Origin of the sequence: Anaerosalibacter sp. Marseille-P3206 (assembly GCF_900155565.1) — a bacterium.
Lineage (GTDB): Bacteria > Bacillota > Clostridia > Tissierellales > Sporanaerobacteraceae > FUHM01.
In genome coordinates this window covers 157,242-171,464 of sequence record NZ_FUHM01000001.1, presented here as the reverse complement: position 1 = coordinate 171,464, position 14,223 = coordinate 157,242, and the positions used below count along the sequence as shown (strand labels likewise).

The following is a 14,223-nucleotide window of genomic DNA, read 5'->3' as shown; positions in this document are numbered from 1 at the left end:
AAAATTACCCGCTTTTTCCCAACATCACACAAAAGTATACTAAATACTTTTGTTAAATCATAAAACCTTAAAAGCTTTAGCCATAAGGTGAGAAGCGGTACTTCTACTTTCTTTACCCCAATATTTACTTTCTTTAGTCATTATATGATATATTCTCTAATGTGTCAACGTTTTTTATATTTATTGTTTATGTTATTTATTTTGACAATTCATAAATAGCTTTAGCATACATCCTAGCTAGTCTCATGAGATGATCTATGGAAATAAACTCATCTTTTTGATGGGCTAATTCTATTTGCCCAGGAAATATAGGCCCAAAAGCCACTGCATTATCCATTGATCTTGCATATGTTCCACCACCTATAGCTATAGGTTCGCTATCATTATCACCAGTTTCTTCTCTATATACTTTCATTAGCTTTTGAACTAATTCATTGTCTTTTGGAACATATAATGGTTTCATTTCATCATCATCTTCAATTACCTCGATGCCAGTTCCTTCTAGTTCACTTCTAATTCCATCATATACAGCTTTTGCACTAGATTTAATAGGATACCTTACATTTATAGATAATACTATTTCATCATCAGTAGTTTTTATAACACCTGGATTGAAATTTAGTTTTCCAGAAACATCATCATCAAAACCACAGCCTATGTTTTCTCCATGATTCTTTAATGCAATTTTTTCATTATACATTTTTATAAAATTACATATATCACAATCACAATTAATTATTTCCCCTAAAAATAGCATCATATAACTAATAGCGTTTTCTCCCTTTTCAGGTGTACTTCCATGAGCTGAAACCCCTTTAGCCTTAATAGTTACTTTATCGTTTTCTTTTATCATAGAAATATTATATCCTGTTTTTTTAACAAAATCATTCAATTTTCCTTCTAATTCATCTACATTTTTAACATCTAAAACAACTTCACAATTATCTGGAACCATATTAACTGCATTTCCACCTTTAATTGACTTTATTGCAATTTCCCCACATGAATGTTTTTCTAACTTTTTAACTAAATCAAAAGCTATAATTCCCTTTTCTCCATGAATTACAGGAAAATCAGCATCTGGAGTAAAAGCCATATCTGGTGCTTGTTCATGTTTGAAATAATATTTCATACATCCCCAACCAGTTTCTTCATTGGTTCCAAATATTATTCTTATCTTTTTGTTTAGTGGAATATTAGATTCTTTTATTGCTTTCATTGCATATAGAGTTGCTATTGCTGGCCCTTTATCGTCAATAGTACCTCTACCATATATTTTATCATCATGAATTTCTGCACTATAAGGTGGATATGTCCACCCATCTCCTTCTGGAACCACATCTAGATGAACTAATATACCTACAGTTTCTTCACCTTCTCCAAATTCTGCATAACCAGCATATCCGTCAAGATTCTTTGTTTCAAATCCCATTTCTTTTGATAGATTTAAAGCATATTCTAATGCTCTATATGCTCCTTCACCAAAAGGCATTTTGGGTTTTGCTTCACCTTCCACACTTTTTATGCTAACAATTTCTTGTGTCGATTTAACGATATCATCCTTGTAGCTTTCAACCAACTCAATAAATTTCATAAAAATACCTCCTCTCATTTATTCCCATAAATATATTACTAATTCTATTATACCTTTTCTATTTATTTCCTTCAACATTGTATTATTTTTTATATAAAAAATAAAGTTGGTTACACTATTAATAGTAAAATGCAAAGGTGGGGATAGTTTGCAAAAGAAAAAATTAGTGTTTATTTTATCCCTCTTAGGGATAGTTGTTTCTTCAATTCTATTTTTTGATAAGTTCTTTCCAACTACGCAGCTAAAACATATAGCAAATAGTGATAGATATATAATTTGGTCACTAACAATTATTTTTCTAATATACTATTTAAAACTTGAATCAAACCCTCAATTAGTCCCATTAACTATATCTAATGAAAAAGATGGAGTTAAAAATGATAACAAGTTAAATATCTCTTTTAAAGATGTAGCCGGACTAGAGGAAATAAAAGAAGAATTAGAAGAAACTATAGGTTTTATCAACAATAGTGACAAATACATGAAAATGGGTGCAAAAATACCAAAAGGTATACTGTTTTATGGTCCTCCTGGCACAGGTAAAACTTTGCTTGCAAAAGCTGTGGCAGGAGAGACAAATTCTACTTTTCTCTATGCTAGTGGTTCTGAATTCGTTGAAAAATATGTAGGAGTAGGGGCAAAAAGAGTTAGATCTTTATTTGAAAAAGCTAAAAAAGAATCTCCTAGTATTATTTTTATAGATGAAATAGATGCCATTGGAGCTAAGAGAAATCTAGATTCAAATAACGAAAAAGATCAAACTCTCAATCAATTACTTGTTGAAATGGATGGTTTCAATACAAGTGATACAGTGGTCATCATAGGAGCAACAAATAGACTAGATTTATTAGACGAAGCATTATTACGTCCTGGTAGATTTGATAGACACATTTTTATAGGCAATCCAAATATGAAAGCCAGAGAAAAAATATTAGAAGTTCATACTAAAAACAAACCACTACAAAAAGAAATCTCTATAAGCGAAATAGCAAATAAAACACATGGCCTCTCTGGTGCAGAACTAGCTAATATTGCCAATGAAGCTGCTATAATTGCAGTTAGAAAGAATAAAAGCAAAATAGATAAAGAGGATTTTAATCAAGCAATAGAAAGAGTATTAGCTGGTTTAGAAGTAAAAAATCCTTCTGTATTACTTAAAGAAAAGAAAACAGTTGCAATTCATGAATCAGGTCACGCACTTGTCAGCAAAATACTTAAAACAGACATGATTCAAAAAATATCTATTATCCCCAGAGGGCAAGCCTTAGGATACGTTTTAAAATTTCCAGAGGAAGAAAGATATCTTTTGACAAAAAGAGAATTAATATATAAAATTACAGGTCTCCTTGCAGGGAGAGCTGCTGAACAAGTAATATTTAATGAAATAACCACTGGAGCAAAGGATGACTTAACAAAAGCAACACAAATTGCTCAAGAAATGGTTTGTTCCTATGGAATGAGTGATTTTGGAAACATTTCAATAGATGAATACTATATAAGAAACAGTTTCGACGAAATAAGGGAAGAAATAAAAAAGATTACTGATAGTTGTTTTGAAAATGCCTTAAAGATAATAGAAGAAAATAAAATAATCCTTTTCCATATAGCTGATATACTTATGGAAAAAGAATCAATAACCAATGAAGAACTAGATAAAATATTTAAAGAGTATGAATCAAAAATGGACTATGCAACATAAAAGGTAGGAGGAAAACCCCCTACCTTTTATCTTCAACTTCATCTACTATTCTTTCTATAAATTCATCTACGCTTAACTGACCTAAATCTCCTTCATCTCTTTTTCTTACTGAAACTGAGTTTTCCTCAACTTCTTTTTCACCTACTACTAACATATATGGTATCTTTTGAAGTTGTGCTTCTCTTATTTTATATCCGATTTTTTCTGTTCTATCGTCAACATGAACTCTTAAGCCATTTTCTTTGAATTTTTTCTCAAGTTCATATGCATAATCATTGAATTTATCTGATATTGGTAGTATAGAAACTTGCACAGGTGCTAACCAAGCAGGAAACTTCCCAGCATAGTGTTCAATCAATATCCCCATGAACCTTTCAATACTTCCTAAAATAGTTCTATGAATCATAATAGGTCTCTTCTTTTCATTGTCCTTATCAACATAAGTTAAATCAAATCTTTCTGGCATTTGGAAATCTAATTGTATAGTACCACATTGCCAAGTCCTACCTATAGCATCTTCTAAATGGAAATCTATTTTAGGACCATAAAAAGCCCCATCTCCTTCATTAACAATATAGTTAATTTTCTTCTCCTCAAGAGCAGCTATCAAACTATTTGTTGCAATCTCCCATTGTTCTTCACTTCCCATTGAATCTTCAGGTCTTGTTGACAACTCTACATGATATTTAAATCCAAATATACTGTAAACGTAGTCTGCCAACTCAATTACACCTATAAGCTCATCCTTAACCTGACTTTGTAACATATATATATGAGCATCATCTTGAGTAAAGCTTCTTACTCTCATAAGTCCATGCAAAGTACCAGATAATTCATGTCTATGAACTAAACCTAATTCTCCTAATCTAAGTGGTAAATCCCTATAACTATACATCTTTGATTTATATACAAGTATTGAACCAGGACAGTTCATAGGTTTTATAGCATAATCATTTTCGTCTATAGTTGTAAAATACATGTTTTCTTTGTAGTGATCCCAATGTCCTGATCTACGCCACAATTCCTCATTTAAAATCATAGGAGTTTTTATTTCTCCATATCCTCTTTTAGCATGTTCTGCTTTCCAAAAATCTTCTAATATATTTCTTAAGATCATTCCCTTAGGATGGAAGAATGGAAAACCTGGTCCCTCTTCATGCATACTAAATAAATCTAACTCTTTACCTAATTTTCTATGATCCCTTTTCTTTGCTTCTTCTAATCTTTCTAAATACTCATCTAAATTTTTCTTCTTATCAAAACTGATTCCATATATTCTTTGAAGCATTTTGTTCTTTTCATCACCACGCCAATAAGCGCCAGCAATACTCAATAGCTTTATAGCCTTAACCTTCTTAGTATCCATTAAATGAGGTCCAGCGCAAAGATCTGTAAAATCTCCAAGTTTATAAAAAGATATTATCTCATCTTCAGGTAGATTTTCAATAAGCTCCACTTTATAAGGCTCATCTTTTTCTTTAAAATACTTCAATGCTTCATCCCTAGGCATAATAGTTCTTTCCATTGCATGCCCTTCTTTAGCAATTTTAATCATTTCCTTTTCTATTCTTTCTAAATCTTCTGGGGTAAATCTATGTTCTAAATCGAAATCATAGTAAAATCCATTTTCAATAGATGGCCCAATAGCAAATTTTACATCAGGGAATAGGTTTAAAACAGCATGTGCCATTATATGTGCTGATGTATGCCAAAAGATTTCTTTTCCCTCTTTGTCTTCAAATTTTACTATTTTAACCTTTGCATCTTCATCTATAGTCTCTTGCATCCCTTTTATTTTATCATTTACAACTGCTCCAAGAGCAACCCTAGCTAATCCTTCGCTTATATCCTTAGCTACTTCAAATACAGTTATACCTTTTTCATATTGCTTTTCTGTACCATCAGGTAATGTTATTTTTATCATGTTTTTCCCTCCTATTTTCAATTGTTTATAAAATACAAAAAACCCCTCATCTCCATGTAAAAATACATAGGGACGAGAGGTAAATCTCGTGGTCCCACCCTAATTGGTGCTTGAAATTTTAACGCAATTAACGTAAATCCTTCTTCATAATTAGTATGAATGGATTTAAGCTCAGGGGTGGTCTTCGGTTAACAATATCTTAGGATAGCTTCCAGCCTAGACTATCCCTCTCTTAAAGAATTATTTAACTTACTCTTCCCTTCAAAGCTTTTAATATATAGTTTTGATTTCATATTATATATACTATATTCCCATTTGTCAATGATTTTAAACTAATCATCATTAATTATTTTAATAAGCTCTTCTATAGAATACATGATTTGTTCTCCAGTATCCATTTGTCTTAACGTTACTTTTTCATTCTTAATCTCTTCAGAACCTATTATTATAACATATGGAATATCAAGCTTATCAGCATAATTAAATTTCTTCCCTACTTTTCCACCTTCTAAATAGATTTGAGTGTTAATATCATAACTACGCAATATATTTCCAATTTTTATTCCCTCTTCTTGACATCCTTCCATAGGTATTATTAAAACCTTAGTTAAATTGTTCCATTTAGTCTTAATAATATTTGCTTCTCTTAGTTGGTAGAAAAGTCTTGTAAGACCAATAGATATGCCAACCCCAGGTAATTTTTGTTTAGTATAATATTCTGCTAAGTCATCATATCTTCCACCTGAACAAACACTACCGATATCTGGATACTCATCTAAAAATGTTTCATACACTGTACCTGTATAGTAGTCTAATCCTCTTGCTATTGTCAAATCTACTTTAAGATTATCTTCAGGTACTCCAAAATGTTTTACATACTTTACTACATTTTTCAATTCATCTAAACCTAATACAAAAGTTTCATTATCTATATTGAACTCTTCTAAACTATGTAGTATTTCTTCATTCGTACCCTCTATTTGAATAAACTCTATTATTTTATTAATAGTATTATCATCTAAACCTATTTTTCTTAATTCTTCATTTACTCCCTTTAATCCTATCTTATCCATTTTATCAATAGCTCTTAATACTTCTACAGAATCATCAATATCAAGACCTTGGAAAAAACCATTTAATATCTTTCTATTATTGATTTTAATAGTAAAAGAATCAAAACCTAATTCTTTAAATGTTGAGTAAATAATACTTGGAATTTCAGCGTCATTTATTATATCTAATTTTTGATTTCCAATTATATCAATATCACATTGATAAAACTCTCTAAATCTACCCTTCTGATTTCTTTCTCCCCTATATACTTTGCCTATTTGATACCTTTTAAAAGGAAAATTTAAATCAGAATAATGTTGTGATACATATCTAGCAAGAGGCACTGTCAAATCAAATCTTAATGACAAGTCAGTATCACCCTTTGTAAATCTATAAACTTGTTTTTCTGTCTCTCCTCCACCTTTTGCAAGAAGTACCTCAGATTTCTCTATAACTGGCGTATCTATAGGAAGAAAACCAAATTTTTCATAATTACTCTTTATAGTGTCCATCATATGGTTAAATAATATTTGATCCGATGGTAACAATTCCATAAAACCTGGTAGTATGGAAGGTTTAACTATTTCTTTAGCCATTATATCCCCCCTAATTATTAATTTATCTAGTATTTATAATATCATTATTCGTTTGTTTTTAAAAGTAAGAAAAAACAAAAGCTTAATTTCGCTTTCATTTTTCCTTACTTTTATTCATTTTTAAAGAACAGAGTTCACAACCAGTACAATATGTTACTTTTTCAAGAAATACATTTTCAAGTATTTTTATTAATTCATCATTTCTATTTTTTTCGCTTCCATGAATAACTATGTTTTTAGGTGCAATAGTAATTATTGAACTTATTAAAAGATCCTCCTTGGTTATTCCATCAATAGATAATTCATTTATTACTTCATTAAAAAAATCATTTTCAATTAGTTTATTATTTTGATCATATAGCTTATAGTTGTTTTCTTCCATTATAATATTGACCAAATCCATTTTGGGTTCTTGTATATCAACAAAATACTTAAGTATTTTTATAAATTCTTTATATTCTCTTTCTTCATAGTATTTTTGGTTACTTTTTTCTATTAATATATCTAAAGAGGAATTTAGTGCACTTAGTCTGAAATTTACAAATCCGTCTATTATTATTTCATCATTTTTGTTTATATAATTTCTCACTTCATCAAATATTAGCTTTTTCTCATTATCCAAACTATTATCTCTACTTATGGTTTTAAAAGCGATTTTACCTATTTCTATTTTTTCTTCTTTGAATAAATCATTGTATTTGGTAAATACTTTCTTATATATAATATCCTTAATATAGTACTCCAAAATAATCTCTGTTATAAGCATAGATAGCATACTATATAATGTGTTATCATTTTTTGAAGTATTTTTGTCTTCGGTAGTTATTTTTACAAATAACCTATTTCCTATTTTTTCTTCTTCTATATCAACATTATATAAAAAATCATAATCATATATAATATTAAGAACTTTATCTTTATTTTCTTCAACTCCAATTGATAGTAGTTCCATCTCCAATCTCCTTTCTCTCGTAACAGTAGTATGTGTTTTACATTTAAGCTTATTCTCTTATATTGTTACTCCATTAACAATATAAGCAAATTATCGTGCCTAAATCAACAATTTCGTTATTGTCTAAAATCAACAGGTTTTTCTTATGTTTTTTAAAAAATTTTAAGATATTTTCTTTATCTGGATGATTTTCAAAATTACCTGAAATAGCAATACTGTCTTTTGATAAATTGCCACATGTACCACCAATAAAACCATAGTTTAAACCTTTAAGTTTTATATAACCTGGCTTAATGTGTAACACATCTATGTCTAATTTTGAAAGTTTATTATAAATTGGATAATCTGAAGTTATGATTGCTTTTTCATCAACTACAGCCATAGAGCACTTAGAATATCCTTGTTTTATATCTATTAGCTCTATACCACTTTTTTTAAAATAAAAAAGTAATTTCTCATCTGTATATTTAAAATTATGTATTGCATAACCATGAACTCTTCCTACATTATATGCAATATCGTCAGGGTATTTACTAGATAAATATTTTTCACCTTTTATAACATTTATACCCTGTTTTGTTAGTTTTTCTTCATAATAATCAAAAACATTTGGAGCAACAATCATTGTATTGTAATCAATTGGATGCATAACTATATCTGGATGATATGAAATAGGTTCAAGCACATCATCACATTTAATAGTCTTTATAATATTTATATTTAGTTTCTCCAAGTTCTTAATAATATTTTCATTTGCTCTTCCATCAATAATTGCTAAATTAGCAAATGATTGTGGAATAAAAGGATTTTTTATATTCATAATATCACCTTGTTTTTTTAGATAAAAAAATAAACCTTCAATTTTGAAGGTTTCTCTGGAGGCGGCACCCAGATTTGAACTGGGGATAAAGGTTTTGCAGACCTCTGCCTTACCACTTGGCTATGCCGCCATTTAAAACTTATTTAATAAAAAAAGTTTATCTTGAAGCCAACGGCCCGACTAAGCGATTCACACCAAATCAAAGATTTGGGTTCTCTGCTTATGCCTTACCACTTGGCTATGCCGCCATATGGAGCGGAAGACGGGATTCGAACCCGCGACCCTCGCCTTGGCAAGGCGATGCTCTACCACTGAGCCACTTCCGCATTTTTTTGGTGCCCAAAGGCGGAATCGAACCACCGACACGGGGATTTTCAGTCCCCTGCTCTACCTACTGAGCTATCTGGGCATTAAAACCACAATTGTTAGTATACAATATATAATCTATATTGTCAACATCTAAATTAATGATTTTAAATCTTCCTTTGAAAATTGATGTTTTTTATTGCAAAAATGACACACTACCTCAGCTTTTCCATCCTCTTCAATTATTTTATTTATCTCTTCTTTTCCTAAACTTATTAATGCTTCTTCCATTCTCTCCCTAGAGCAATCACATTTATATAAAACTTCACTTTTTTCTAAGATTTCCATATTGAAAACACCAAAAATCTCTTTTAATATATCTTCAGGTGTATATCCCCTATCTATAAGCGAAGAAATAGATTCTGCATTCTTAATATTATTCTCAAGAAGATCAATATCTTCCTCTAAAACATCTGGCAACAATTGAACTATATAACCACCTGAAGCCTTTATAGATAAATCAGTGTCTACTAACACCCCTAAATTTACAGCTGATGGTTGTTGTTCTGAATATAGATAATAATTAGCCAAATCCTCTGCTACTTCTCCTGAAACTAAATTTGATTGGCCAACATAAGGATCTTTTAAACCTAAATCCTTTATCACAACTATTCTTCCATTTTTACCCACTGCACCACCTACATCAAGTTTGTTGTCATGTTTTAAGGGAAGATCAACCAATGGATTTCCTACATAGCCTTTAACTTCTCCAAATGAATTAGACATGGCAAAGACATTTCCAATAGGACCATCACCTAATAATTGCATCGATATGGTATCTTTTTCTCCTTTCATCATTTGTCCCATCATAGAAACAGCTGTTAGAGTTCTACCTAATGCTGCAGCAGCTACTGGTGATAAACTATGGATTTTAGTTGCTTCATTGACTGTATTTGTAGTAGTTGCAACAAATACACGCATAGTTTTCTTTTCATCTATGGCTCTTATAACATAGTCCTTCATAACTAACCCCTTTCAACTCTCCCTAAAATATTTAAAGCCCCTATAGAGGGGCTAATTTGCTACTGTTAAAAACTAGTTACTTATATCAAATCTTATAGTTTTATAACGTCTGTAGCTTGAGGACCTTTTTCTCCTTGAACTATTTCAAATTCAACTTGTTGTCCTTCTTCTAGAGTTTTGAATCCGTCTCCACTTATAGCTGAATAATGTACGAATACATCTTCGCCTTCTTCAGTTGAAATAAATCCATAACCTTTTGTAGCATTAAACCACTTTACTGTACCTTTAACCATTTTAAAACATTCCTCCAATGCAACTAATTTATATAGATGAGTATGTATTATCACCTACTTTTAATTATACTACCATAATTATAAACCCTTGTCAAATAGTATTACCCTAAATATAATTAATATTCAGATACATAAAAAAGACCTCCAACTCACTTTTTAACAACAAAATTAATCCTCTCACTATTCTCTTTTGGACTATCAAATGTAAACGATTCATAATAATCTATATAATTAAATCCAGCATCTTTTAGTAGGTTTATAATCTCATCAATATTATAAGCTCTTTCTATATGTTCTTCATCAAATCTTATATACATATCTTCATCTTTTACAAAGAAAGAAAGCATAAAATGAGACAAGTTAAGTTCTTCCTCAAAATAATTTTGCCATACATAGAATATATCTTCCCTATCTTCAACAAAAGTATTATTGCCTATTATATTCCTTAACTTATAAAAAGAATTAATATCAAAAATAAATAATCCTTCTTCATTTAGATGCTCATATACATTTTTAAAAACTTTTAAAAGATCTTCTTCATCAATAATATAATTTATACTATCACAAATACTTACTATACAATCAAATTCTTTATTTATATTAAAATTAGTCATATCCTGATTTAGAATTTTAGTTTTTCTAAAAGACATCAGTTTATTATATGCAACAGAAAGCATCTCAGAAGATTTATCAAAACAGGTAACACTATAACCATTACTACATAAATAACGAGTCAGATTACCTGTTCCACATGCCATTTCTAATATATCCTTTGGTTTAAAATTTGTTTTTTTGAAAATCTCCTCAATATATAAATACCATTGTTCGTAATTAACATCATCCATTAGTTCATCATAATAATAAGAAAAATCACCATAGTAACTCATCACTTACTCCTTATTTAATTCCATTAAAATTTTTTCTAGTACAACTCCTGCCTTATCTTCTATTTTTAAATCACAACGATAATCCATAGCTGTCCTACCTTCATTTATTATTATAAATTTTTCTGCCATAGATGGTAAATAGTTTACTGGAGATACCGCTAAGCTAGAACCAATCACTATAAGCAGTTGGCAATCCTCCATTTCTTGTAATGCTATATTGAAATCCTCTGGTAACATATCTCCAAAAAATATAACATCTGGTCTAAGTAATCCACCGCATTGATTACACTTTGGAGGAATTTCATTATTGTTTACCTTTTCAGTTAACACATTTATATCTACTACTTTCCCACAAGTAGTACAACTTCCTTCTCTAGTATTCCCATGAACTTCTAGTAAATATTTAGTACCTGCTTTTTGATGTAAATTATCAATATTTTGTGTTATGACCCCTTTTATATAGCCTTGCTTTTCCATTTCAGCTAAAACATAGTGAGCTGTGTTTGGTTTTGCATCTGTCATTCCTAACAAAATTTTATATCCTTCTGAATAAAATTTCTTTGGATTATTGTATAGTACTGTAGTAGATAAGGCTTCCATGGGATCCATGTTTTCCCACAGTCCACTACCGGGACTTCTAAAATCAGGAATACCACTTTCAGTTGAAATACCAGCACCTGTTAAAACCATTGTCTTTGAAGAATTCTTTATCATATCACTAGCTTGTTTAATCTTTGAAAAATCCATGTATTCACCCCCTACTGATTTAATTCTATTACATTAATTTTCTTTATTCAAGTCATCTTTACTTTTCATTTCTCTCTTTTTAACCGTTATTAGACCACCTATCCTACCTGATTCTTTAGCTGTAAGACCTGCCCATCCAACTTCATTAATTTTCTCCATAAGACCTAATTCCTCTGCAATCTCATATTTTAATTTATCTTCTATTGTTTCTATCTTCTTTTTTTTCATTAAAATCCCTCCTGACCTATATTATGTCGGAGGGATAATTGTTTTATTCTTAATGAAAGAAAGCCAAATAATTAAATATAACAAATAATATAAGAACTAAAAGAATTGGAATGTAGTGAATAAATCTAGATTTGTATTCATCTTCTAATAATAACATTTCAATATCTTCGCCCTTAGGTAGTGCTTTATATAGATTAAGTGCAACTACCCCAGAAACAAAAGCAAAAACACCACCAATTATTATAGATAAAATCGTAACTAATGGCCCGTTAGATATACTAATCGCTTCTGTTTCCATAGGAATGTTTTGTATTCTATCAACTAAAAAATAACTCATTGATAACGATATTGCATTATTTACTCCATGTGCTATCATAGAAGTAAATATGGAACCTGTTCTATAAACCAAATAACCAAAAATGATACCTAAAAATATAGGTCCTATAAGATTTTGAATATTAAAATGAAATATTCCAAATAGAATAGCAGATATAAGTATTGCACTTTTCTTTCCAAGTTTATTATAAGATGACATCACCATTCCTCTAAACAAAACTTCTTCACAAATACCTGGAGTAATTGATATTATTATTAAACTAAATAAAAATTCTTTCGAATTTTGTGGTATAGGTATTGGTACAGGTTTAAGTTCCATAAAACCACTTAATAAAAGCATTAGTAAATAATTTAAAAAAATTGCAACAGGATATGAAAAAATAACTATTAATGGAATAAGTACTACTTGCTTTAAAGATATCTTGTTTAGTTTTAATACAGTTTTTAAATTGTAACCCCTTATCTTTAAGTAAATAATAGTTGGAACTAATATTAGTAAGTATTGGGTGATGAGTAGTCCAGAGTATATCTCTCTAGATTGAACATATCCTCCTAAAAATAATAATAAAATACCTTCAACTAGATAAAATACATTGGTTTCTAATACACTAGGATTAAGTTTTTCTCTTTCCATGTCAACCTCCTTATTCATTTTATTATATTGTAACTTTAAATTATATATAATTCAAATATATTGTTATAGAAGCATACTATCTATTATAATATAATAGTATGTAAGTAAATAATTTTAGTGAGAGGTGAATAATTTGAAAAAAGTAAATTTAGGAATAGTAGGAGCTACAGGAATGGTTGGTCAAACCTTTCTTAAAGTAATGGAACAAAGGGACTTTCCAATAGACAATCTTTACCTATTTGCTTCCAAAAAATCAAAAGGCCAAAAAATAATTTATAGAGAAAAAGAATATATAGTAGAAGAGTTAAACGAAGAATCATTTAATAAACCAATTGATATATTGTTATTCTCTGCAGGGGGCGAAATAAGTAAAAAATACGCTCCTATAGCCGTTGAAAAGGGAATAACTGTCGTAGATAACAGTAGTGCTTGGAGAATGGATGAAAATGTTCCTCTTATTGTACCTGAAGTTAATCCTGAGGATATTAGCTGGCATGAAGGAATAATATCTAATCCAAATTGTTCTACAATACAATGTGTGGTTCCACTAAAGCCACTACATGGTGCTTTTAAGATTAAGAGAATAATTTTCTCAACTTATCAAGCTGTATCTGGCTCTGGGGTAGGAGGAATAATGGATTTAGAATATGGTATAAAATCATATAAACCAAAAAAATATCCATATCCTATTGCATTCAACTGCTTGCCTCATATAGATGACTTTTTAGACAATGGCTATACTAAAGAAGAAATGAAGATGATAAATGAAACACATAAGATTCTGCATGACGACAATATAAAAATTACTTCAACTACTGTTAGAGTTCCTGTTCGTTATGGTCACTGTGTATCAGCAAATATAGAGTTTGAAAATTCATTTGAAATGGATGAAATATTCAATGTGCTAAATAATGCAAAGGGAATTACTGTACTTGATGATATTGACAATATTCTATACCCAATGCCAATTGATGCAGAAGGAAAAGATGAAGTATTTGTAGGGAGAATAAGAAGAGATTTTAGTGTTGAAAATGGAATTAATATTTGGATAGTAGCAGACAATATCAGAAAAGGTGCAGCAACAAATACTGTTCAAATAGCTGAGTTATTAATAAATAATATTAAATAAGG

General features: G+C 29.8%; 13 protein-coding genes, 3 tRNA genes and 2 other annotated features (1 of these 18 cut by a window edge). Of the genes, 2 read left to right on the top strand and 14 right to left on the bottom strand.

The features are described 5' to 3' along the window. Positions 1-115: a sequence feature (ribosomal protein L20 leader region), on the bottom strand (it extends 20 nt beyond the left edge of the window). Between the two features lie 81 nt (positions 116-196). After that, positions 197-1,594 carry a dipeptidase PepV gene (gene pepV, locus BQ9840_RS00970; RefSeq protein WP_077367185.1) on the bottom strand — a complete coding sequence of 466 codons (1,398 nt, stop codon included), beginning with the start codon at positions 1,592-1,594 and terminating at the stop codon, positions 197-199. Positions 1,595-1,742: 148 nt separating this feature from the next. On the opposite strand from pepV, the gene BQ9840_RS00965 reads away from it, so the two are divergent. Then, complete coding sequence (locus BQ9840_RS00965; protein WP_077367183.1) at positions 1,743-3,293, top strand: ATP-dependent metallopeptidase FtsH/Yme1/Tma family protein; 1,551 nt, start codon at positions 1,743-1,745, stop codon at positions 3,291-3,293. A gap of 19 nt (positions 3,294-3,312) precedes the next feature. On the opposite strand, the gene thrS is transcribed toward BQ9840_RS00965, so the two are convergent. The 13 genes from thrS to BQ9840_RS00900 all read right to left on the bottom strand — a co-directional run bounded on the left by thrS (position 3,313) and on the right by BQ9840_RS00900 (position 13,092). Next, complete coding sequence (gene thrS, locus BQ9840_RS00960; RefSeq protein ID WP_077367181.1) at positions 3,313-5,217, bottom strand: threonine--tRNA ligase; 1,905 nt, start codon at positions 5,215-5,217, stop codon at positions 3,313-3,315. Positions 5,218-5,282: 65 nt separating this feature from the next. Further along, positions 5,283-5,491, bottom strand: a binding site (T-box leader). A 58-nt stretch (positions 5,492-5,549) separates the two neighbouring features. Beyond that, positions 5,550-6,866 (bottom strand): histidine--tRNA ligase, encoded by a 1,317-nt coding sequence (gene hisS / locus BQ9840_RS00955; protein WP_077367179.1) that lies wholly within the window; start codon positions 6,864-6,866, stop codon positions 5,550-5,552. A gap of 94 nt (positions 6,867-6,960) precedes the next feature. After that, the gene (gene ytxC, locus BQ9840_RS00950; RefSeq protein WP_077367177.1) at positions 6,961-7,818 is read right to left on the bottom strand and encodes a putative sporulation protein YtxC; all 858 of its coding nucleotides are present in this window, start codon (positions 7,816-7,818) and stop codon (positions 6,961-6,963) included. Between the two features lie 73 nt (positions 7,819-7,891). Next, a complete protein-coding gene (locus BQ9840_RS00945; RefSeq protein WP_077367175.1) occupies positions 7,892-8,638 on the bottom strand; it encodes a DUF6873 family GME fold protein in 747 nt (248 codons plus the stop codon). A 56-nt stretch (positions 8,639-8,694) separates the two neighbouring features. Then, positions 8,695-8,768, bottom strand: a tRNA-Cys gene (locus BQ9840_RS00940). A gap of 121 nt (positions 8,769-8,889) precedes the next feature. Then, a tRNA-Gly gene (locus BQ9840_RS00935) sits at positions 8,890-8,964 on the bottom strand. Positions 8,965-8,971: 7 nt separating this feature from the next. Beyond that, a tRNA-Phe gene (locus BQ9840_RS00930) sits at positions 8,972-9,047 on the bottom strand. Between the two features lie 50 nt (positions 9,048-9,097). Next, positions 9,098-9,967, bottom strand: a complete 870-nt coding sequence (hslO, locus tag BQ9840_RS00925) for an Hsp33 family molecular chaperone HslO (protein ID WP_077367173.1) — start codon at positions 9,965-9,967, stop codon at positions 9,098-9,100. 92 nt (positions 9,968-10,059) lie between these two features. After that, the gene (locus BQ9840_RS00920; RefSeq protein ID WP_077367171.1) at positions 10,060-10,260 is read right to left on the bottom strand and encodes a cold-shock protein; all 201 of its coding nucleotides are present in this window, start codon (positions 10,258-10,260) and stop codon (positions 10,060-10,062) included. Between the two features lie 149 nt (positions 10,261-10,409). Then, positions 10,410-11,147, bottom strand: a complete 738-nt coding sequence (locus tag BQ9840_RS00915; RefSeq protein WP_077367169.1) for a class I SAM-dependent DNA methyltransferase — start codon at positions 11,145-11,147, stop codon at positions 10,410-10,412. Positions 11,148-11,150: 3 nt separating this feature from the next. Further along, positions 11,151-11,894, bottom strand: a complete 744-nt coding sequence (locus BQ9840_RS00910) for an SIR2 family NAD-dependent protein deacylase (protein WP_077367167.1) — start codon at positions 11,892-11,894, stop codon at positions 11,151-11,153. Between the two features lie 33 nt (positions 11,895-11,927). After that, complete coding sequence (locus tag BQ9840_RS00905) at positions 11,928-12,122, bottom strand: small, acid-soluble spore protein, alpha/beta type (protein WP_077367165.1); 195 nt, start codon at positions 12,120-12,122, stop codon at positions 11,928-11,930. A 49-nt stretch (positions 12,123-12,171) separates the two neighbouring features. After that, on the bottom strand, positions 12,172-13,092 hold the full coding sequence (locus BQ9840_RS00900; protein ID WP_159436053.1) for a type II CAAX endopeptidase family protein: 921 nt from the start codon (positions 13,090-13,092) through the stop codon (positions 12,172-12,174). Positions 13,093-13,225: 133 nt separating this feature from the next. Between BQ9840_RS00900 and BQ9840_RS00895 the strand changes: the two genes are divergently transcribed. Further along, entirely contained in the window at positions 13,226-14,221 is a 996-nt protein-coding gene (locus BQ9840_RS00895; protein ID WP_077367161.1) for an aspartate-semialdehyde dehydrogenase, read from the top strand. Positions 14,222-14,223 lie beyond the last annotated feature (2 nt).